The organism is Streptomyces sp. NPDC002888 (genome assembly GCF_042888465.1).
GTDB lineage: Bacteria > Actinomycetota > Actinomycetes > Streptomycetales > Streptomycetaceae > Streptomyces.
Genome location: NZ_JBIAPU010000006.1, coordinates 104143 through 124847 on the forward strand (window position 1 = coordinate 104143; position 20705 = coordinate 124847).

18 protein-coding genes are annotated in these 20705 nt (G+C 66.0%); 6 read left to right on the forward strand and 12 right to left on the reverse strand.

The features are described from left to right. Positions 1 to 350: 350 nt before the first annotated feature. Positions 351 to 815, reverse strand: a complete 465-nt coding sequence (locus tag ACFYWX_RS11975) for an ester cyclase (protein WP_389423854.1) — start codon at positions 813 to 815, stop codon at positions 351 to 353. 552 nt (positions 816 to 1367) lie between these two features. On the opposite strand from ACFYWX_RS11975, the gene ACFYWX_RS11980 reads away from it, so the two are divergent. The 3 genes from ACFYWX_RS11980 (at position 1368) to ACFYWX_RS11990 (ending at position 7798) form a co-directional block, all read left to right on the forward strand. After that, positions 1368 to 2132, forward strand: coding sequence for a nuclease-related domain-containing protein (locus ACFYWX_RS11980; RefSeq protein WP_389423855.1), 765 nt, complete (start codon positions 1368 to 1370; stop codon positions 2130 to 2132). 238 nt (positions 2133 to 2370) lie between these two features. After that, positions 2371 to 6834, forward strand: coding sequence for an AAA domain-containing protein (locus tag ACFYWX_RS11985; protein ID WP_389423856.1), 4464 nt, complete (start codon positions 2371 to 2373; stop codon positions 6832 to 6834). Between the two features lies 1 nt (position 6835). After that, the gene (locus ACFYWX_RS11990) at positions 6836 to 7798 is read left to right on the forward strand and encodes a hypothetical protein (protein ID WP_389423857.1); all 963 of its coding nucleotides are present in this window, start codon (positions 6836 to 6838) and stop codon (positions 7796 to 7798) included. 486 nt (positions 7799 to 8284) lie between these two features. Here the strand turns inward: ACFYWX_RS11990 and ACFYWX_RS11995 are convergent, their stop codons facing one another. The 9 genes from ACFYWX_RS11995 to ACFYWX_RS12035 all read right to left on the reverse strand — a co-directional run bounded on the left by ACFYWX_RS11995 (position 8285) and on the right by ACFYWX_RS12035 (position 15921). Beyond that, on the reverse strand, positions 8285 to 11113 hold the full coding sequence (locus tag ACFYWX_RS11995) for a TrlF family AAA-like ATPase (protein WP_389423858.1): 2829 nt from the start codon (positions 11111 to 11113) through the stop codon (positions 8285 to 8287). 334 nt (positions 11114 to 11447) lie between these two features. Beyond that, positions 11448 to 12272 (reverse strand): phosphotransferase, encoded by an 825-nt coding sequence (locus ACFYWX_RS12000; protein WP_389423859.1) that lies wholly within the window; start codon positions 12270 to 12272, stop codon positions 11448 to 11450. Next, on the reverse strand, positions 12253 to 13161 hold the full coding sequence (locus ACFYWX_RS12005; RefSeq protein ID WP_389423860.1) for an aldo/keto reductase: 909 nt from the start codon (positions 13159 to 13161) through the stop codon (positions 12253 to 12255). Before ACFYWX_RS12005 ends, ACFYWX_RS12000 begins: the two co-directional genes overlap by 20 nt. Next, complete coding sequence (locus ACFYWX_RS12010) at positions 13158 to 14357, reverse strand: cupin domain-containing protein (RefSeq protein ID WP_389423861.1); 1200 nt, start codon at positions 14355 to 14357, stop codon at positions 13158 to 13160. The genes ACFYWX_RS12005 and ACFYWX_RS12010 overlap by 4 nt, the downstream gene beginning before the upstream one ends. Before the next feature lie 16 nt (positions 14358 to 14373). Beyond that, positions 14374 to 14520, reverse strand: coding sequence for a hypothetical protein (locus ACFYWX_RS12015; RefSeq protein WP_181007597.1), 147 nt, complete (start codon positions 14518 to 14520; stop codon positions 14374 to 14376). A 177-nt stretch (positions 14521 to 14697) separates the two neighbouring features. After that, positions 14698 to 14820: a hypothetical protein gene (locus ACFYWX_RS12020; RefSeq protein WP_258039912.1), complete on the reverse strand. Its 123-nt coding sequence runs from the start codon at positions 14818 to 14820 to the stop codon at positions 14698 to 14700. Then, complete coding sequence (locus ACFYWX_RS12025; protein WP_389424077.1) at positions 14817 to 15026, reverse strand: hypothetical protein; 210 nt, start codon at positions 15024 to 15026, stop codon at positions 14817 to 14819. The genes ACFYWX_RS12020 and ACFYWX_RS12025 overlap by 4 nt, the downstream gene beginning before the upstream one ends. 23 nt (positions 15027 to 15049) lie before the next feature. After that, positions 15050 to 15505, reverse strand: coding sequence for a hypothetical protein (locus ACFYWX_RS12030; RefSeq protein WP_360390429.1), 456 nt, complete (start codon positions 15503 to 15505; stop codon positions 15050 to 15052). Then, positions 15505 to 15921, reverse strand: a complete 417-nt coding sequence (locus ACFYWX_RS12035; RefSeq protein ID WP_258039911.1) for a hypothetical protein — start codon at positions 15919 to 15921, stop codon at positions 15505 to 15507. The genes ACFYWX_RS12030 and ACFYWX_RS12035 overlap by 1 nt, the downstream gene beginning before the upstream one ends. A 120-nt stretch (positions 15922 to 16041) precedes the next feature. Here ACFYWX_RS12035 and ACFYWX_RS12040 point away from each other — a divergent pair, with 120 nt between their 5' ends. From ACFYWX_RS12040 to ACFYWX_RS12050, 3 genes are read left to right on the forward strand one after another with little or no spacing between them, the layout of a single operon-like run. Beyond that, entirely contained in the window at positions 16042 to 17085 is a 1044-nt protein-coding gene (locus tag ACFYWX_RS12040; protein WP_389423862.1) for a helix-turn-helix domain-containing protein, read from the forward strand. After that, positions 17082 to 17771 (forward strand): YdcF family protein, encoded by a 690-nt coding sequence (locus ACFYWX_RS12045; protein ID WP_389423863.1) that lies wholly within the window; start codon positions 17082 to 17084, stop codon positions 17769 to 17771. The genes ACFYWX_RS12040 and ACFYWX_RS12045 overlap by 4 nt, the downstream gene beginning before the upstream one ends. 28 nt (positions 17772 to 17799) lie before the next feature. After that, complete coding sequence (locus tag ACFYWX_RS12050) at positions 17800 to 18525, forward strand: WbqC family protein (protein ID WP_389424078.1); 726 nt, start codon at positions 17800 to 17802, stop codon at positions 18523 to 18525. A gap of 158 nt (positions 18526 to 18683) precedes the next feature. On the opposite strand, the gene ACFYWX_RS12055 is transcribed toward ACFYWX_RS12050, so the two are convergent. After that, positions 18684 to 19853 (reverse strand): helix-turn-helix domain-containing protein, encoded by a 1170-nt coding sequence (locus tag ACFYWX_RS12055; RefSeq protein WP_389423864.1) that lies wholly within the window; start codon positions 19851 to 19853, stop codon positions 18684 to 18686. Then, on the reverse strand, positions 19840 to 20616 hold the full coding sequence (locus ACFYWX_RS12060) for a hypothetical protein (RefSeq protein ID WP_389423865.1): 777 nt from the start codon (positions 20614 to 20616) through the stop codon (positions 19840 to 19842). Before ACFYWX_RS12060 ends, ACFYWX_RS12055 begins: the two co-directional genes overlap by 14 nt. Between the last annotated feature and the right edge of the window lie 89 nt (positions 20617 to 20705).

Genomic DNA, 20705 nt, shown 5'->3' on the forward strand with positions numbered 1-20705 from the left:
TCTGAGAGGGGGATCACCGTCGTGTACTCCTCGCCGGGCTCGATCGGCTCGGTGCAGTGGACGCAGTACTTCACAGCCAGCCCCCGCGCGTGAGACGGCGCAGGGTGGTGCCGAGGTCGCACAGGGGTGTGCCCGTCGTGGCGATGCCGTACTTCAACCAGGCGCAGGGCGCGCAGCCTTCGGTTGCCCGCTCGGTCGCTGCGCTGAGGGAACAGGGCGCCCTCGTTCTCGACGGCCCGGACGGGTATGTGTCGCATCCGCCGAAGCGGGGCAACCCGGAGGCGTACCCGTGGGCACGGGCGCTGGCCGGTGTGCGGCGTCAGGCTGGGAAGTCCCTCTGGGCGGAGGGATTATCGCCCCTCGGTGAGGTCGACGCCCAACTGACGGAGGAATCCGAGGTTGTCGTACTGCACCCATTCCTCGGCCAGCCTGCCGTCCTCGTCGTAACGGAAGATGTTGATCAGCTCGAGCCTCATCGCCTCCCCGTTGGGTTCGATGGTACCCACCGGGGATGCCTCGAAGGGGGCGGTGAACTTGCCCGACATGGAGGTTCGGCAACCGGTGAAAGCTCCCTGACTAACGATGGACCGCCGCTCGCAGGAGAATCCTTCGAACGCGGCGCGCATGGCGGCGAAGAAGGACCGGAGCTGCTGATAGGTCATATCACCGTCCGGCCCGTGAAAGGCGAAGCCGTCGGCGAAATAAGAATCCAGCTTCTCTTCGTCGGCCACGGCGATAGCCTCGCGGCCAATACGGACGAGAGCCCGAGCCCGCTCGTCGTAACGGGTGTCATCAGGGGAAATGAACTCGCTCACAAAAATGCTCCCTGAGTGTAGTGACGGGGTAGCAGATACCGACGCTGGCATTCCGGAAGTGACTTTCACCTCCTGTGCGGCATGCGATTATTGGCCATCTATTGTAACGCCTGTGTATAGGTCGAAGGTTAGTGGGTGGTCCCCTCACCTCTTCACTCGTGCCTGCGTGCCACAGCAGTGCCAGAAACAGGGGTCAACAATGGTGGCCAGTGGGGTCGCCCGCGCCCACTAGTGCAGCGAATGGGAGGGGCGGGAGGCTGACCTGGGGTTTCTTGGGGCGATGTGCGCTGAGCTGCGGAAACGGCTCTCGGTAGTTCTCACTACTCGGCGCCGTTTCCCAGGCTCATGTGCCCTGGATGTGCCCTGGCAACGCTCGCAGAACCAGGTGGGGAGTGTCGACGACCTCGGCCACCGGCATGCTCGGCGCAGACAGGAGGCGGTCTTGCTCGTTGTTCCTGGCCCTGGTCACATGTTCATTGGTGGAACGGGGGTGGGAGCGTGAGCGGCTTACGGGTCTCCGTGTGGAAGCGTTACGGACATGACCGTCTATACGTGAATCGGTCGGACGGCGAGAAGGTTGCTTGGCTCGACCGTCGTACCGGGTATCTGCAGCTCCTCGTTGAAGGGCAGCGAGATGCGGTACTTGACGTACTTGCTCCCTATCTCGCTGCGCTACCTGGGCCGGTGGCGCACAAGGCGCTGCGTTCTGAGGACGACCTTGCCGGGAACCGCCCGGGAGACGCGCTGCAGATGAAGGTGGACGAGCTGACGCCCGGTTTCTGGCGGTGGGCGTTGGCCAGGTTGTCCGGTCGGCGTCTGGAGGCGGACAGTTGGCGCACCGGACTGGCCGGCGAGCGCCGGGTGGGAGCGGAGTTGGAGAGGCTGGCGCGACGAGGCTGGCGAGTTCTGCATTCCATACCCCTGGCCGGTGATGTTGACATCGACCACGTCCTGATTGGCCCGGGCGGAGCCTTCTGTTTCAACACGAAGTGCCACCACGGAGCGCGCGTTTGGGTGGGCGACGACTTTGTTCGCATAGGCGGCCAGTCGTACCCCCACGTGCGAAAGAGTCGAGCTGAGGCGCGGCGGGCCTCAGCTGCGCTGACGAGTGCGTGTGGCTTTCCAGTCGAGGTTCAGCCGGTGCTCGCCTTCGTGGCGGTGGCAGGGCTGCAGGTCGTGCCGTCACTCCGGGACGTACGTGTCCTTCGGGAGCGCGACATCGCGGCGTTCAAGCACCTCAAGGCTGGCTGGCGACCGGACAAGGTCGAGTCGGTGTACATGGCGGCACGTGATCGCCACACGTGGGTTCGCTCCTAACGGTTGGCCGGGTTACAGCCAACTTTCGCGGAATGTGGCTTGTTCACCTCATTACTCGCCGGTTCCTGTTGATGACACCGCTCCTCTCCCACATCCTGGAAGGCTTTCCATCGAGCCATGACTGGGGGGATAGGTGTCTCTTAACTCTGCACTCCGAGCGGACAATCCGGAGGCGGTCCACCGCACGCGTCAACTTGTCGAATATATGCGCGAAATCGTTCGCGGGTCGTATAAGCCGGTGCGCGACTGGCAGAAGTATCCGGAGGTCCTCTGGCTCTCCGGCCTGCCGGACGACAAACTCCGGCGGCACCCGGACGCCGACCGGACGCTGCTCAAGGTGGCACACCGCCCGCCTCGCCCGGCTCCTGTGCTGCCCGAGGTGCTGGCGCGGTGGGTCGATCCCGAGGCCGCAACCACAGCGACGCCCGAAGCACCCCCGCTGGCCGAGTCGGGACCGGGCCAGGGCTGGCAGGAGGACGAGAACGGAGATCTGTTCGAGGTCTCCGAGATCCGCCGGGAGGAAGCGCATGACGTGCTGCGCGCTTACACGCGATGGGTCGATGTGTGGCGCAAGTGGTCGGAAAAAGAGCGCATCGACCGGCCGTATAGGGAGCTCTATCAGCAGCTGTACCGAATGGCGACCAAGATTCAGCAGGACGGCGAGGAATACGAGGCGGTTCTGGGCGCCGGATTCTTGATCGTCGGAGCTGCACGTCCGTCGGCGCGCATCGCCCGGCATATTCTGACGGTGCCGCTGATACTCACCGTGAATTCCACGGACATGTCCATCACCGTCGCTCTCGCACCCGGAGACCCCGTGAGGATGGAGGACAGCGAGTTCCTTGACGCGGACGAGGGCTACAGCACCCGTCTGCTGGGCCCGCTGCGGGACCGTGTCGACGCGGAAGGGTTCCATCCGCTGTCCCGTGATTCCCAAGACGTGCTCGGTGACTGGTCGGAGAGGGCGTTCGGCACCGATCGCACGGTGGCGTTCCACCGTGGCTGGGGCCGCCCGCCCGCCGACCCGGGGCTGCCGGTGCCCACGCTCGGGTTCTCGCCAGCGATCATTCTCCGTCAGCGGGGCCAGGGCGCCCTCGTGAACTTCTACGACGGCATCGCGAACCGCCTTGCCCAGCCCGGTGCCATCGCTCCGCTGGGTCTGGCTCAGTTGCTGTACAAGCTGGAAGCAGAGGACCGCCGGGTGTGGGGTACGGCAGGGGGCCGCGATGTGCCGCCCGCCCTCGGCCCCGACCCGTTGTTCCCGCTGTTGTCGAACGAAGCCCAGCGGGAGGTACTGAGGCGCCTTCAGGCTGATACTGGCGTTGTCGTTCAAGGACCACCCGGCACGGGAAAGACGCACACCATCGCCAACCTCGTGTGCGCCTTGCTGGCGGACGGCAAGCGAGTGCTCGTGACGAGTGAGAAGGGCCAGGCGCTGAAGGTCCTGCGGCGGCAACTGCCACCCGAACTGCGTAGCCTGTGCGTCCTCCAGGGCGACCGGCGTCAGGACGGCAGCGACGACCTCGAACAGTCCGTGCGCGCGCTTTCCCAGCTCAGCGCCACCCAGTCGACGGAGCGTCTCGGCGTAAAGATCAAGAGCCACGAGGCGCTGCGCTCGGAACTTTCGGACACCCGCGCGCGGCTCCGTGACGAACTCCGTGCCGTTCGTGAGGCGGAGTGGTACGAACACCTCGACGTGGCACCTGGCTACCAGGGGCGGCTTGCGGAGATCGTCGAGACCGTCACTGCTGGTGCACCGAAGTACGACTGGATGCCCGCCCTGCCGGCCTCGGCACCGATGGAACCCTTGCTGAGCCAGGACGAGGCCCAGCGCCTGCTGGGTCTGGTGTCCCGGCATGGGGCCAGGGTGATGGACGAGCATGCCGCCCGCTGCCCGGACCCCGCAGACTTCGTCGCACCGGTGCTGTTCGAAGAGGCGGTCAATGCCCTGGACACGGCCATACGTGCCTGCGCAGCACCAGCGTCCGACACGCTCGCCCTCGAACTCGCCGACCAGGGCAGTGAGTTGATTACGACGCTGATTGCACTGCTGGACGCGGCGGAACACGCACTGCAGAGCGAGGGCCTGCCGGGCGATCCCGCCGCCTGGCCGCCCGACGAGTGGATCACGTGTGCTCTGCAGGACGGAATGGCAGGCCGGCGACAGCAGTTGTGGGAGGGAGTACGTCAGTCGTCCGCGCGCGCCGAGAGTGTGCAGAGCGTGCTTCAGAACATGCCCTTCGCCGTGCTTGACGTACCCGATGTGACGCTTGCCGAGGAATCGCGTCTCATCGCCGCTGGGAAGGACCTCGAACAGCACCTGAGAGGTGGTGGCAAGCTGCGTAAACTCGCTCTGAGGCCGGTGCAGAAGGAAGCCCAAGTCCTCCTGCGGGACTGCCGGGTGGACGGGCGGCTGCCCAGCACACCGGACGAGATCTCCGCAGTCGTGGCCCATCTGGCGGCGCGCCAGTGCGTCCGGCGGCTGAACGAGCGCTGGCAGAGCGTCGGCGCGCCAGCGGCCGAGGGCTCCACGGCGGTGGCTCTGTCGGAGCTGCTGGACCGGGTGCCGACGCTCCGAGCGGCAGACGGCTTCACCCACTCCGTGCGTACATTGCACGACGTCCTGCTCAAGGCCCGGATCAAGGCCACGGTGCGGACGGCACAGCAGTGGGACGACGTCCGTACGTCGGCGAACGGCGCGGAACGGCTGCTCCGCGCCCGTGAGGCGGAGGAGACGCTGCGGTCCCTCGCCGAGCAACTGCCGAGGCCCGATGCCCGCGGCGTGGCCGAACTGGCAGAGGTGCATCGGGCTGTCACCGCCCGTGATCCGCAGGCGTACGCGTCCGCAATCGACTCAGTGACCGAGGCGTTTAACCGTGAGGCCGATCGCCGGGAGGCTCGCAAACTCCTGGAACGACTGTCCGAGGACCACCCTGAACTTGCCCGGCGTTTCGCCGAGTCGCCGACCGAGGTGGCTTGGGAGAACCGCTTTGTGGACCTGGACGGAGCCTGGGCATGGCGGCGGGCGCGTACCTTCCAGGACGCGATGCTCACGCCTGGCAAGGAAGCCAAGCTCGAAGGGGAACTGGAAGCAGTCGAGGCGCAGTTGAAAAACACGGTGACCCAACTGGCGGCCGACCGGGCGCTGTACCACTGCCTGGACCGGATGACGGCCGGACAGAGACAGGCACTGAGCGCCTATGCGTCGGCCATGTCGAACGCAGGCAAGGGAATGACGAAACTCGGCAAGCGGCATCTGAAGAACGCCCGTTCCGCGATGCGTGAGGCGCGTGCCGCGGTCCCGGCCTGGGTCATGCCGATCAAGCAGGTCGCCGAAATGATTGATCCCGAGCCGGACGCCTTCGATGTCGTCATCGTGGACGAGGCGAGCCAGGTCGGTCTGGATGGGCTGATGCTGCTGTGGCTGGCTCCGAGGATCATCGTCGTGGGTGACGACAAGCAGTGTGTCCCGTTCTACACGGGTGGCAAGCATGAGCGGTTCGACGAACTCCTCGACTCACTCCTGCCTAATCTCATCGACTGGCAGCGGGACGGGCTCAGCCCCAAGTCCAACCTCTATGCCCTGTTGTCCGCCCGTTTTACCGAGACGATCCGGCTTACCGAGCACTTCCGGTGCATGCCGGAGATCATCAAGTGGTCCTCCACCCAGTTCTATCCCGACAACGAACTCGTGCCATTGCGGCAATACGGAGCGGATCGGCTGCGGCCCCTCGAAGTCGTCCATGTACATGAGGGCCACTGCGAGGGACGGGGAGAGACCCTGGTCAACAGGCCCGAGGCAGAACGTATCGTCGCCACGTTGCAGGAACTTGCGGAGGACGACGCGTACGCGAATAGGAGTTTCGGGGTCATCGTGCTCCGTTCCGGACACCAGACGAGGCTGTTGGAAAATCTCATCGACACACGGATCGACCCCGCGATCCGTCAGCGGCACAACATACGTGTCGGCACGGCCGAACAGTTTCAGGGGGACGAACGGGACGTCGTCCTGCTCTCGATGGTCATCGACGCCGGTCACACCCGGGCGACCGGCCAGGGGAGCGGAAGGCGGTTCAACGTGGCTGCCAGCCGGGCGCGCGACCAGATGTGGCTGTTCACCTCCGTCACACCGGACCAGCTGAGCAGCAGGGACCTGCGCCACTCCCTGCTCACCTATATGCAGGCGCCACCGGAACTCCAGGGCAGCTCTCCCAGCCTCTCCGCCGTCTCGCCCGACCAGCCGAGCAAGCCGTTTGAGTCCCTTTTCGAGCAGCGGGTCTTCCGAAGGATCAAGGAACGCGGCTACCACGTCGTCCCGCAGTGGAAGGTCAGCGGCAAACGCATCGACCTCGTCGTCGTCGGAGAGGCGGGTCGCCTCGCCGTGGAGTGCGACGGCAGCCCGTATCACTCCACCCCTGACCAGATCCGTGACGACTACGAGCGGGAGCGAGAACTACGCCGGGCGGGCTGGCAGTTCTGGCGCGTACGCAGCAGCGAGTTCGCCCTGTCTCCGGAGGATTCGCTGGCTCCGCTGTGGAAGCGCCTTGACGCTTTGGGTATCCGGCCCGGAGTCACAGAGGAGGTCCAGGGCGACTCGGGGAGCACATGGGCTCCGATCGACGTGGACGACACCGACCTCACTGCTGATGAACTCGACGCGATGCTCGATGAGGACGCGTCCGTATCTCTCGAAGGAGCCTGATGTGAACGACGTCTTCGACGACAGCACACTGACGGAGATCGCCCACCTGATCTGCGGGGACGAGGCGCCACTGCTCTACCGGAAGGGATACGAGATAGCCGCGTTCTTCCAGCGGGCGGGCTGGGATGACGTTCCGGAGTACGACGGAAGTACACCGAGGCACAAGTGGGCCCGGGAACTCCTCAAGGAGCGGCAGGAGGACGGCATGGACGACGCCGAGCGCGCAATCCTGCGCCTGGCGAACCGCCTTGAGTACTACAACCAGCAGCAGGAGTACCACGCCACGCTGAAGCGGCTCAACGAGGTACTCGTGCTCGACGGACGCCGGATCGGCGAAGACGGAGGCCAGCTGGTCCTCGTCCGCTGTGAAGCCGGTTTCGAGGACGAGGTACGGCGGTTGCCGCGTGTCGAGCTGAAGGTCTCCGTGACGGAGGTGGTGAGCGACCCGGAACTCGCCGCCACCGTGCAACTCCGGCTGGACGAGGCACGCATTTGCTACGAGCACGGCGCCTATACGTCGGCGGTCATCATGCTGGGCAGCCTTCTGGAGGGGGTGCTTGCGCATGCTGCGCAGACCCGCGCCGCAGGCGCACGCATGCCGAAGCCGTTGCGGAACATGGGGTTGAAAGACTTCCTGGACTTCGCGTACGAGAACAAATGGATCGAGCACGATGCCAAACTGGCCTCGGAACTTATCCGGCAGTGCAGGAATCTCGTCCACCCTCTGGCGGAGAAACAGACCGGACACACCCCGAACCGCGACACGCTCGACATGTGCTGGCCGGTGGTGAACGCAACGCTGAACGATCTCGCGGCGACGGTGACGGCGCCCCCTGGTCCGCCTTCTCCGCGTGCGCCTGACGATAGAGGTCGTGGCCGCACCCCCAATGCCTCTGTGCAACGCCCAACGCCGGCCTCTGTCGCTCGTCGCCGTCCGGGCGGGGGAGTAGCCGCGAACACGTGAACTGCGGGTGCACTTGATCCAGCGTGGCGGGAGAAAGCGCCGAGAGTTTGACGGTGCCTCCTCCGCCCGTGCAGAACATGGGCCAGTGAGCCTACAGGCAGGTCACGTTGAGGCGGCTGCAGCGCTCGTGCTCTTTTCCAACCGCAGTAGACGCATGGCCAGGACAGTTCCGTCCTCTCGGATCGAGACGGGGCCTCCCCAGTTCAGATCCCACGTCTGTTCTGGCCAGGTGCGGCGCCTTGCGTAGATTTCGCTGCGGTATTCCTCGACCTTCCCGGCGGAGATGAGAGCACTTGTGGCTGCCGGGCATGATGTTTGCTTGCAGATGCCTGGATCCACGTTCACGCAGCGCAGTCTTTTGTGGAAGCGGACGTATGGGGAAGCCCCGCAGTCCTATTCGCAGCATCGAGGGTTCTGGGGTGGCCTATGGGACTTCGCCAGCGGGCGGACCAGAGCATGGAACTGTTGCAGAAGCTGGTTTTCCTGTCAGCCATGTAGAGCGGCTCGGTAGGTGCTGAGCTCGTTGTTGTAGCGGCGCTCCCGGGACATGAATGCTGCGGTTCCACCCTCCAGGATGTCCTGGATGTCATGGCGGACCTTCGTCACTTCGATGGGTCCCACGTGCTCCTGCTCTTGGTACCCCTCCGGACCTGTCTCCGAAGCGCTGGTCTTGATTCGGATCCGGGAGCCGTCGTTTTCGAGGACGATCACCCGCTCCGCGTCAGCGTTTACAGGGATGTTGGCGTTGTGCGTGATCACGATGACCTGGCGGTGCCACCGACTCTTCCTGATCTCGGGGACGATGAGCTGAGAGATCCACGCAGTGTCCAGGTCATCCTCGGGCTGGTCTAGCACGAGCGGTTCCGTCCCATGGTGTAGGACGAAGCTGAGCATAGCCGCGCTGCGCTGGCCTGGTGAACCGGTGGTGACGGACTGCCAGTCGGCGTCGTTCTCGGCCTTGCCGCCGTCCCGCAGGAAGTACATCACCACTGCGTCGTCCGGGAAATTCATTGCGAGGCGGATGCGTTGTGTCGACTCTAGCTTCGCTAGTTTGCTCCACCATGTGGCTTTGCCGCCGGCCTCTTGGCGCAGTTGTGTGAAGTTACAATTCAGCAGGGACTGGCGCCAGAGTTCCTGACGGCGTTGCCCGTCGTTGAGTGGCGCGCTCCAAAGCCACTCCGCCAGGGCCGGGATGTCGTCGACGAACCCGTCAGATCGTACGCCGAGTTGACTACGCACATCCTGTACCCAGCTGGTGCAGTTACCGTGCGGGACCACCTCGAAACGAAGTGACCCGCTGCGCTTGGCCACTTCGGCGAACAGCGTCTCCCGCCGCCGACGCCGGCGTTCGTACGTGTGCTCCAGGTCGGACCACGCAGCTTCCTCCGAGCTGCGTAGCCCAGGGGCAGAGGCTTCGTCCTCCTCAAGCTCCCGCAGGATTCCCTGGACGGAGTTCAGCGCCTCGGTAAGCGAGAGGTAGGCTGTGGGCTCCACGCCGAGCAGGCTCAAGCGCTGCTGGAACTCGATGATTTTCGTGTCCGCGCGCTGCACCCGATCGGCCCAGACTCCTGTCTGCTGCCGCTGGCGGTTCTGCGCGAGTGCCTCCTTCGCCGCTATGACACTGGTTCCGACGGTCCTGTTGAGCTCGTCGCGGATCTGGGCAAGTTCCGCGTAGAGTTGCCGGGGCTCCTCGTCCAACCCTGTTGGAGGCTTTGGCAGTGCGGCTTCCAGGCGTTTGATCGTCGCCGCGCCAAGTTCGTCGACTGCGGCTTCGAACCGCGCGGTGTCGGCGCCGAGTCTGGCGTGGTCGCGCCTGATCCGCTCACTTTCCAAGCGGGAGCTTTGGCTCTCAGCATCCCCGAATGCCTCAATTTGATGGAGGAGTTCGCTGTGCCGGGCTTCCTGCGAGGGGCGCTGAGCGAGCCGCGCCTCGACGCTGATGCGCTTAGCGACTCTCGTCAAGCACTGTGTCCGTACCGCGTCCAACTCGATCGCGAATCCGCCCGGAGCGGCTGCGTCAGCCTCAAGGGCCGTATCAACGAGGCTCAACAGGTGCTTGGATGCGGCGAAGCGGTCCGCGCGGTCATGAGCGGTCCGTTCGAACAGCTCCTTCTGGCTGAAGACACGCATCGGAAAGTGTGTCGGCAACTGCACGCCGTTTCGCTCTGTGCGTGAGCCCAACGGGGAGCTCCATAGCGCAGTCTGCTGCTCCCGGGAGATGGCGAGCCTGTGCTGTGCGGTCAATCGTGCTTCGCTGAAGACGCCATCGACGAAGGCGGTCGCCTCGTGCTCGATGGAGTCCGGAAGGCTCTGGGTGCTGCCGTACAGCTGTCGCAAGGCGGAGACCACGGTTGATTTGCCGGCGCCGCGGCCTCCGATAATGACGTTCAGCCGTGGGTCGAAGGAGATCCGTAGCGGCTCTATGGAGTTGCCCAACGTGCCACCGAGTTCGATATTCTCCACCCAGGCGTGGTCGATGACATTGGGGTCTGGGTTCGCGACCAGCCGCGGATCCCAGCTCGGCATGATGCGGGCGTCGTGGTCAAGAAATGCCTGGCGCAGTGACTCTTTCGACGGGGTGTCCATCCGGATCCACGTGAAACGCGACCCCAAACCCTCCAGGTTGTAGGCGTCTGACGTTGCGAGAAACGGCATGCGGGCAAGACACGGGAATCCGCCGAGAGCCCGGTTGAGGAACTGGGCAACGAAACCCTTCCCCGCGCGCCGCTCCTCTGTTACCTCGCCGGGGTCCACCGCGCCGAGCCGGTCGTGATGAAGTGCCTTCCAACGCAGATCCCCACGCACGGTCTTTCCCGACGCGAGACCGTTTTCGGTGAGCACGTGCGGAGCAATAGCCAGCCACTGGTCAGGAAGGTCATCCAGGATCTGATTGACCGTCCGGGGAGCTGGTGCGGGATCATTCGTCCTCGGGTTCAACCTCGGATGGTCATCTTCGAAGCCGCAAGTGCGAGCAAGTAGCACATTGATGTCCTGCTCTGTACGGTCCAGGTCGCCGATCAGTACCAGGTGAGCCCCGTCCGACCCAGAGGCCGTCGTCACCTCGACGCCAGGGAACACGACGATGTCGTACTTGCGTCCCGCGGCCTCCATGACAGGCAACCATGCACCGGTGTTGTGGTCCGCCAGTGCGATCACCTCGATGCCGCACTCGCGGAGCCTCTCCATGTAGGCGTCCGCGAAGAGGGCCCTGTCCTCCTCCAGGGAGAAGTCGTATGAGCTACCTGCCGGTAGTTTGAACTTCCATGCCGGTGTGGCCACTTGAAGGTCACACTTGTACCAACGGGACGCCGTCATCACCGCTCTCGACGGGGCACATGGACATTCTGTGTGCCGGATGGGACAGGAGCCCATTGTGCGGCAGTAGAGGCCGAGACGCCGTCGCTTTTGCGTAATCCTTCGGGGTTGTCTAGCCTTCTCTGCCCCGGATTGAAGGAAGAGGTACGTCCTGGCCTCCCTGGGCAGTACGGGGTAAGGCGTAAACCGGGAACCTGAGGTCCCTCCTGCACGGGAGTGGCTGACTAGCTGGTCAGAGCGGGTTGACGTGGGTTCAGGTTCGCCTCCGAAAACGCCCTAAATCGCCGGAATTCAGAGCCGGTTTGAAGAGCGCTATTGGCTGCGGACGAGCCAGTCAAGCAAGCTCTGCGCCCAGGGCCAGAAGCGTGGGCACCAATTCAGGATGGTCTCCACGCGAGGCTGACTGCAGCAGTTCGGTGATGACGATGATCTGCGCGACGCGTCCGGGCTCTGTCTTGAGTACGGGGAAGGCGTCGCGGACCCGTTGGGCGAAGGCGGGGACGAGCAGGGAGTACGCCAGCAGCATGGCCGCGTCGTAGCCGGCGGGCGCCTGGCCGAAGCCTTCCCAGTCGAGGAGGTAGGGGGTGGTGTTGGTGAGGTTGGCGGTGTGCAGGTCGCCGTGGGCCGTCGTCCAGTCCGTGATCCGGGGGCAGGGGATGCCGAGGAAGTGGGGGACGCTGCGGTCCACCCACTCCTGGCGTACGGCCACGCGGTCCGTCGGGACCCTGCTCACGTAGTCCAGGTCCGCTCGGAGCGAATCCCACCATGAGAGCGGCGGATCGGGATCCGTGTGCAGGACTGGGCTCGGAGAGACAGCGGGTTCGGTGACGTACTGGTGCAGTTCCGCGCGGTAGGCATGGCCGTCGCTGCTCGCGTCCGAGGTGTCGTACAGCAGCGGTTTGCGGACGTGCCGGTCGAACAGTTCGGCGGCCTGGCCGTTGCCCTCCCAGATCTTCCCGGCCGCCTTGTCCTCGGGGACCGAGAGCAGCCTCAGCCAGCAGACTCCGCGGTCCGGGTGCCGGACGCGGCTGCTGAGGGTGCGGCCGTACCAGCCCCAGACCTCCGGACCGACGACCGTGGTGTTCAGCGTCCGCGCGGCCTGGACGAATGCCCGGTGCATGCGCTGTTGGTCGGCGAGGTCAGTCGGCGGCGAGTACATCCAGCACCTTTCGCAGCGTGGGGACCGGGATGGCCGGGCTTCGCAGAGCCGCTTGCGCCTCGGTCCAGTGTGCCGGGGTGGAGGTGGAGAGCAGAATCCGCGTCACTCCCGGGCAGGAGGCCGTGGCGAGGAGGCATGCCTGGGAGACGGTGAGATCCGGGCTGAGGAGTGCGGTGAGTTCGGGTGTGGCCAGGCGGGGAAGTTCCCCGCCGAACAGGGGTGCTGAGGCGTACACCTGCCATCCGCGTTCGGCTGCCAGAGCGATCGGACCTTTTCCGTCCAGGGCCTGGGCGAACGCGGTGGCGGTGACGAGGGATACGGGCAGTTGGACGGCTCGCAGGTGGTGGCGTTCCGTGCCGGCAGCTTCGACCGCCAGTCGGTGCAGGGAGGGGATGCTCAGGGCGCCGGTGTCGAAGCCGTCCCAGGTGGCGACGCCGTACGCGCTCAGGGTGCCTGCTGCCGCTTCCGCTTCCAGGGCGATGAAGGCGTCGCGCAGGGATTCGTACGGATCGCCGTCGGCGCGCTCGGGGTTGTGGGTGAAGACGAGGTCCAGGTGGTCGCGGCCGAGTTCGGTGCGGTTGCGGGAGCACTGCCAGTGGACGTACGGGGTGCTCAGGCAGTGTCCGTGTACGGCGGCATCGGTGCTGAGGGCTCCGTCGGCGACGGCGTCCTTGGCGGCCCGGTCGGTGAGGAATCCGACCTTGGTGGAGACCGCGACGCGGTGCTGGGTGAGAACCGGGGCGAGTAGTGACTGGGCTTGTCCGTTCAGGTAGTTGGGCGCAGTGTCGATCCATGCGGTGGTCGGGTCGGCGGCTGCGCGGATGACGGCGTCGGACAGTGCGCACGGGCTGATGCGGTAGGTGCCCAGACCGAGAGATGCGATCGTCATCGTCGGTTCCCTTGCACCACTGTGGCTGCTTGGCCGTTCATCAGATCGGAAATGACGGCCGTCACGTCCGCGATGGGGATTCCGGTTGCCGCGACCAGTTCTCCGAGGGAGACGGTGCCGGGTGCGGCGGACGTCAGGCGCTGAAGCAGAGGCAGGGCCTCCTTGGCCAGCTCCCATTCGTTGTCGCAGGCTCGGAAGATCACTCCGTCCCCGTCCGGCGCGGGGCTTATCTGCGCGCGACTGCTGGTCAGCCGGATGCGGATGTCCGGGTCTGCGGGGAGGAGCCCGGTGATGTGAGGAAGGCTGGGGCGGAGGCGGGTGAGGTCGGTGGTGTCCCGCATCGCCGTGTAGCGGCCGAGCAGCCCGGGGTCCTCGAGGGCGGTGGTGACTTCCCTGCGCAGTCGCTCCAGGTACGTGGCCTGTTGCGCCGCGGTGGCGTGTACGGGCAGGTCCTCGCGCAGGACGTCGTGGCGGCGTAGATCGTCGGCGAGCCAGGACAGCAGCTGCGCGCCCGTGGTGGTCTGGATGCCGAAGGTGAGGTGGAGGGAGTGCTCGCCTTCGGAGGCGGCCACCGAGTGCCACCAGCCGCGCGGGAGATAGAGCATGTCCCCTGGGCGCAGGACCAGTTCCGCGGCTGGTTCCTCCGGCGGCGGTTCGGGTTCGTCGGTGTCCTTGTACATGGGGGCGGTGCGTGTGGGGCCGTACAGCTTCCAGCGTTTGGCGCCGTCGACCTGGATGACGACGACGTCGTGGTCGTCCCAGTGCACGCCGAAGCCCTCACACGCGGTGAAGGACGCGTACAGGTTGGTCTGCACGCCGGTGCGCAGCCACTGCTCCAGTTCCATGGCGGCGCGGCCGATGGGTGGGTGGAGTTCGTCGACGGCGTCGATGACCAGGGAAGCGCCCTCGGCGAGTCGGTCGTGCAGTTCGGTGGGGTGCAGGCGCTGCCAGACCGTGTGTCGGCGGGTGGTGACGGGAGCGGTGTAACGGTGGGCGGGCAGCATCTCCCCGTTCGCAGAGAGGCGGAAGCGGGGCGGCTCCAGGCGATGGGTTGCCAGGATGGTGTTCACGTCGTCCCAGGTGATCAGCTCACCCGGGTTTGGGATGGCGGCAGGGATGTGGCGGTAGCGGCGGTGGAGCACCTGGGCCAGGAACTCGTCCTGGCCCAAGTGAGCCGCCAGATTCAGCGGCGACAACGCTTCTCCTCCTGGATCAGTCGTTGCCGTCGGTACGGCCGGTGCTGCCGCCGTCGGACGGGGTGACGCCCCGCTCGCGGGCGGCCTGGATGCGGCGACGTGCCTTGACCAACCCGGTCTGGGCCGGTCCGGTCTCCGGGTTGGTGGCGGTGTTGTTCGGCATTGCTCCTCCTGGGGTTCGGGGATGAAACGGCATTGCAGACCCGTCCCGGACGGCGCTTGACCTGTCCATGGACTCGGGCGGTTGATCCGCCCGGGACGGGGCTTACAACCCGCCCCTGCCGGGGCTTATCGGGTGGGGGGAACCTCTCGATCGGCTACGTCCGGCAGGGACGAGAACTCAGGGGCCGGCCGGGGCGGTGGAGACCGCGACACCGATCACGAAGCCGCACGAGGCGGCAATCAGCACGGTCGGAAGCGGGCCGGTGTACCGCGCCAGGCGGCTCACGACGTGGCCTGTCACGGCTTCCACCAGGCCCGCCAGGGCCGGGTGATGATCTCGCGGTATGTGTGATGTGAGCGGTTGCGGCCGCCGTGCTCGAACACCCAGTCCTGCGGTTCGGCGAAGTCGATGCTGGGTCGGGAGGTTTCGCCGCAGACGGCGCATTGCATCGCGTACGTGGTCGGCTCCGCATCCGGCTCCCGGTCGGGCTGGATGGTCCACTCCATGTGGCAGATGACTGCGCGGGTATTCACCGGCCTGCCTCTTCGAACTCGGTCTGTCTGCGACAGGCGCCGGAGGGCTCCTCCTGGCCGGCGAGGACGTACGGATGGGACAGTGCGGCGCGGAGGGTGTCGACGTCCGTGAGGGTGTTGTCGTCGGGCAGTTCGCACCAGCCGCCGAACCAGTCGTCCATCAGCTCAAGGCCAGGGGCCACCAGCCAAGAGTTGCTGGATAGATGCCGCACGGGCAGGTCGTCCCAACTGCCGAGGGTGCCGGTCCTGATCGCGTAGTAGAGGCGTTCGTTGGGCTTGTCGTACAGCACGGGGCCGATCGCCGCGCCGGTGGCGCGGAGGTGAGCCAAGGCCAGGAAGCCGATGTCCGCGGGGATCCGTACGAGGTCCCAGTAGCCGCCGACTTGGAGCAGGCGCAGCCCGGGCACATCGTTGACCATGAGGGCGCTCCGCAGCGCTTCGCGTAGGAACATCACGTGCCTCCTTGCCGTTGGAGGCTGGAACTTGCGCCGAGTGAAGGCGAAGGACCAGTGGTCGCCCTGGTGGAACGGACCACGATCAGACGGGTGCTGGTCGCGGTTATCTGCCGCTTCCGCTCGTTGGCGGTGTGCTTGGGGCCGAGGTGGCTGAGGACGGGGATCACGGTGCCGTAGGTGTCGGGGAGTTCCAGGGCGTCGAGGAGGCCGACGAAGGCGGGGGAGCGGACGGTCACGGTCGCCTCGCGGTCGGTGAAGACCCCGCACAGGGTCAGTTCGTGCCGTCGGCAGTACTCGGTGAGGCAGTCGACCAACGCCGCGTGGCGAGCCTGTCCACCGGTGACGTGGCGTATGTAGCCGAAGACATGTGGGCCGGTGACCGGGCGGCGTTCCGTGATGAGTTCCTCGTCCATGTCCATAGCGTCGGCCGGCGTGACCGGCCTCGAAATGACCTGCTGTTGTACTTCCGTTGCACTTCTCGCCCTGCGTCGTCACAGAGGGTGCTTACATACGTGACGGAGGGGAGGTAATCCGTGGTCAGCGTGCAGCAATGGACAGGCCGGGAGGCGAGCGCTCTGCGCGCTGCCCTGCGGATGAGCACGCGCGCCTTCGCCGAGCACTTGGGCGTCGCCCTGCGTACGGTGGCCAAGTGGGAGAGCCTGCGCGCCGAAACGCATCCGCGGCCCGATACGCAGGCGATCCTCGACACCGCGCTCGCTCGTGCCGATACTGCAGCCCATGCCCGGTTCGAGGCAGTGCTGTTCCCAGAGCGGAAGAGCGCGAGGCCGGCGGACTACGAGACCTGGACCGAGGACATCGAGCGGGCCGTGGTCTGCATCAGCCGCCAGAACTTCTCCTTCGCCTCCACCTTGTTGAACCGCTGGCTGGGGGGTCACGACCCGCACCGCCTGGCGGACAAGGGCCTTTATCTGTACGGCCGTTCGCTCGTCCTCCTCGGTGACCTTCAGCGGGACCAGGGCGCGATCCTCGGCCCGCTCTCCGCTCTTCACTCCTACCGGACCGCCCGTGGCATGTTCACCGAACTCGACATCCCGCGCCGGGTGGCACAGATCGAACTGTCCCTCGCCGTCGTACAGGAGATGTCCGGCCAGCTCGAAGCCTCCGCCCGCCACTACGAACTCCTCGCCACCGACGAGCGACTGAGCCCTCGCGACCGAGCCAGGGCCCGGCTCTGGGTGGGTACGGCCTTGAGCAAGGAGGGCAACAACGAGTACGCCACCAACGTGATGACGACCGCCACTCGCGCGTTCGAGGACTTGGGCGAGCCGGAGGACTGGTCGGTCGCCCACCAGAAGCTCGCACTCGCACACCGCGGCGCCGGTGATCTGAAGCAGGCCCTGCACTACATCGAGATCGCGCGTACCACCGGCACGGTCGACTCTCCGATGCAGCGGGTGCGGCTGGACACCGCGTACGGGCACATCCTTCTATCGGATGCGGCGACCCGGAATGATGGGCTGTCCGTCCTCGATCAGGCGGCACAGGTGGCTCAGCAGTTCGGGCTGAGCCACCAGATGCGCAGCATCGAGGGCATCCGTAGAGGCCAGCAGGGATGAGCCAGGGAGTGCACGTGCCGGAGCACCAGCAGCGCCAGATCACCGACGAGCAGTTCCACGACGCGACGTTGATCTGGAACTACCACCAGATGGGCCACGAGCAGCGGTCCTGCTCGGCGGCGATCGGCCTGGGCAGCCACGACCTGGGCGTGGCCACCACGGCAGCCGACCTCTACCGCGCCAGCCTCTTCCCCATCGTGGTGTTCAGCGGCGGTAACAGCCCCACCACCCGAGCCCGCTTCCCGCGCGGCGAGGCCGTCCACTACCGCGAGCATGCGCTCGCCCTGGGCGTTCCGGACGAGGCGATCCTGGTGGAACCGAAGGCGGCGAACACCGGCCAGAACATCACCTTCTCCCGCGAGCTGCTGGCCGACGCCGGCGTGGAGGTGGAGTCGCTTCTGCTGATCTCCAAGCCGTACATGGAGCGCCGCTCGTACGCGACCTGCCGCAACTTGTGGCCGGACGTGGAGGTTGTCTGCGCCTCCGAGCCACTTGAGTTGGACGACTACATCAAGTCCATCGGCGACGAGAAGCTCGTCGTCGACATGCTCGTCGGAGACCTGCAACGGGTGATCGAATACCCGAAGCTCGGCTTCGCCGTTGAGCAGGACGTACCGAAGGATGTCCATGACGCCTACGAGCGCCTTCTACAGGCCGGATTCGACAGCCGCCTCATCAGCGCCTGAATCACCCCGCGTCGGTCCGTCGGATGGGGTGTGTGCGATTCATCAACCGAACTTGTTTCCACGGCTGTCCACATTGGCGAAGCTCTTTGCCGCCGACCGCTGGATCGTCCTCGACGATGTGCAGTTTGCCCGGCGCGACTACCAGCATCGTGCCCGTCTCGCCGCCTTGGACGATCCTGGTCGGCAGCAGTGGCTCACGCTCCCGACGCACCTTCCCCACGGGCGCGCGACGAGGATCAGCCAGGCTCGGCTCGTCGATCCCCGCCGCTCGCGACGGACAGTCGAACTGCTCATGCGCCAGTACTACGGCCACAGCCGCTACTGGGACGCCGCGCGTGAGGTCCTAGACGCGGTCTTGTACATGATCGACACCACAGACCGCGTGGCCGACCTCACGAGAGCATCGACGATCGCCCTGCTCACCGCTCTTGGCTGGTCAGGAGAAGTGCTGGTGAGTAGTGAGATCCCGACCCGTCAAGGTCGGTCCGAGCGCCTTGCCGATCTCGCCGCAGCCACTAGCAGTACCCACTATCTGTGCGGCACCGGCGGGCTGCGCTACCTCGACGTTGATCCGTTTGATGCCCGCAGCATCCCTGTGCTGCCTTTCCGTACCCCTGTGGATGCGGACGATCCGCTCTGGCAGTGGGCCCGGAGGATCAGCAGCCTCTGGGCCTTGAGCAAGATCGGTCCCGGGGCGTTGGCGAACAGGCTGGCTGTCCAACGAGAAGCTCGCTTCCTTGGCGCCCGGGCGTGACGAGGCTGAATAACTCGGACAAGAAACCCTTCCTGTGCGTCGCTGAGCACGGTTACCCACTCGTCCGCCTGGCGCGTGCACCCGTGGATCCGTTCCTCGGAGCGCGGCAGACTCCCGGTTGAGGTGGTGGCCGGGCGGGACGGCGCACAAGCTGCCTACTACTGCACGAGGCGTAGGACCGGCCGCTGTTCCTGGACGTCGAGCAGTTCACGAACGCGCTGGGGCGTCCAGGCCAGCTCATGGGCCAGTGTCGCCACCGACAGATCCGCTTCCTTGTGCGCCAGTTCGAAGGCTTGGCGCAGCAGTGACGGCTGTTCACCGGTGTAGTTCGATACCGACTCGGGGATGAATCCGGGCTGGCCATCCAGCGCGCGAAGGCGTTGATATGTGCGGCTGGTCGTGGCGTCGGAGATCAGGCCGAGTTCACGGCACCGGTAGACGAGCGAGTGGATGGAGACGCCCCAGACCTGCCTGAGCTCGGCCAGGCGCGCGAGGTCCATCCGCTTGGGCAGGTGGGGAAGGACGCTGTCCTGAGGGGTGAGGAACTCGGCGGCGAAGGCGTCGGCTTCCTTCTCCTGACGGCTGTCACCGGTGGCGTCGCCGTGGAGTACGAGGTGCCCGAGTTCGTGGGCGGCCGTGAAGCGGTGGCGGTAGACGTCATCGGCCCGATTGGCAGTCAGGACTACGAGTGGGCGTGCAGCCCTGGTGGAGAACGCGTCCACGGTCGCCGCCGAAGGATCGGACGCGGGCGGCATCACGACAACGATGCCGTGGGATTCCATCCGTCGGACGAGGTGAGTGACCGGCCCGTCTCCCATACCCCACCGCCACCGCAGCTCACGAGCTGCCGCTGCCGGGTCCGTGGGCAGTTCCGCTCCAGGGTGGACCTCACCGCCGGCGAAGCCGGGCAGATTCACGAGGGGAAGCTGAATCCGCCGTTCGAGGGCGTAGGTGAGTTCCCACACCTGCTCGGCGAAGGCCAGGGCCCGTTCCCTCTGGGACTTCGGCGTGCTGCGAAGGCTGCGGAAGTGGGCCATGGAGGAATCGAGCCGGCTTGCCGGACGGCCGACCAGGAAGAACGTGGCAGGTACGCCGAGTGCTTCGGCGAGGCGGGGGATGAGGTCCGGGCGAGGGCGGGAGACCCCCGTCTCGTACTGGCCCACGGCTGCCGGGGTCACCCCAAGGGCATTCGCGACGTCCTTCTTCGTCATCTCGGCCAGCCGACGTGCCTGCGTCAGCCGGGCGGGATCGAAGCCGTCGGAAATGGCGCGGGGCGTGGTGCCCCGCTCCTCCAAGCCCGGGATGAGGTCTTGCTTAATCGTTCGCATCGTCTTCGCTGGTCTGGTCCTCGCGTAGCTCTGCTTCGGTCAGGGGCGGAACGTCGCGCTGCTGATCAACGTTCCCACGCGACGACAGCGTAAGGGTCGGCTCTGCCCCACCGTCGAAGCTCGTCAGCTCCCGCTCGGACGATGTCGACTGCTTGGGGATGCTCCTCAGATGCTGCCCGTGGAAGGTGACGGTGTCAGGCAGCGTAAGTGCCTCGGGGAGCGTCGCCCACTCCAGGCGTCGGTCCGCACCCAGTGCGGCCATGCCCCAGTGAGCCTCCAGCAGCTCGGAGGCGTTGCAGGCGAAGGGAACCAGGACCAGGCGCGTGCCGGGCGGCACGGTCGCGAGACCACCTCGCGGCTCCACCACCTGACCGCTCTGGTCGAGGTCGTCGAAGTCGAACGCGCCCTGCACCTCGGCCGGGTCGGGCGCGAACGTGAACAGCTCCTTCACCAACCGGGACTCACGCGGGATGCGGGCTGTGCGAACATCCGACGTGGTCTTCGAGTAGAGGAACGGATAGAGCAGGCCGTTTCCGACGACCATGAGCTCGAAGGGGAACCCGAACGGCTTGACGGGAGTGGAGCCGGGCAGATCCTTCAGTTCCTCCCACACTCGCTCGAACTGGCCCTGCCAACGGGCCGAGCCGTAGGTGTGGTTGGTACGCGAATCGGCCTGTTCCTGAGCGGCCTGGGCGTTGGCCTGCATGTTCCGCAGTGCCTGCCCGAGGCCCACGCGGACTGCGGACGCCTGCTTGCCGAACACCTCGGTCGCCCAGGATGAAAGAGGCACACTCATGCGGACGACTCCTCTGGTCGGACTTCGCATTGGAGCACTTCACTGCCAGGCAGACT

Excerpts from the sequence above, each read along its gene's own strand:
- ACFYWX_RS11995 (WP_389423858.1), bottom strand. The coding sequence starts at position 11,113 with ATGACGGCGTCCCGTTGGTACAAGTGTGACCTTCAAGTGGCCACACCG.
- ACFYWX_RS12000 (WP_389423859.1), bottom strand. The coding sequence starts at position 12,272 with ATGTACTCGCCGCCGACTGACCTCGCCGACCAACAGCGCATGCACCGG.
- ACFYWX_RS12005 (WP_389423860.1), bottom strand. The coding sequence starts at position 13,161 with ATGACGATCGCATCTCTCGGTCTGGGCACCTACCGCATCAGCCCGTGC.
- ACFYWX_RS12015 (WP_181007597.1), bottom strand. The coding sequence starts at position 14,520 with ATGCCGAACAACACCGCCACCAACCCGGAGACCGGACCGGCCCAGACC.
- ACFYWX_RS12025 (WP_389424077.1), bottom strand. The coding sequence starts at position 15,026 with ATGGAGTGGACCATCCAGCCCGACCGGGAGCCGGATGCGGAGCCGACC.
- ACFYWX_RS12030 (WP_360390429.1), bottom strand. The coding sequence starts at position 15,505 with ATGTTCCTACGCGAAGCGCTGCGGAGCGCCCTCATGGTCAACGATGTG.
- ACFYWX_RS12035 (WP_258039911.1), bottom strand. The coding sequence starts at position 15,921 with ATGGACGAGGAACTCATCACGGAACGCCGCCCGGTCACCGGCCCACAT.
- ACFYWX_RS12045 (WP_389423863.1), top strand. The coding sequence starts at position 17,082 with ATGAGCCAGGGAGTGCACGTGCCGGAGCACCAGCAGCGCCAGATCACC.
- ACFYWX_RS12055 (WP_389423864.1), bottom strand. The coding sequence starts at position 19,853 with ATGCGAACGATTAAGCAAGACCTCATCCCGGGCTTGGAGGAGCGGGGC.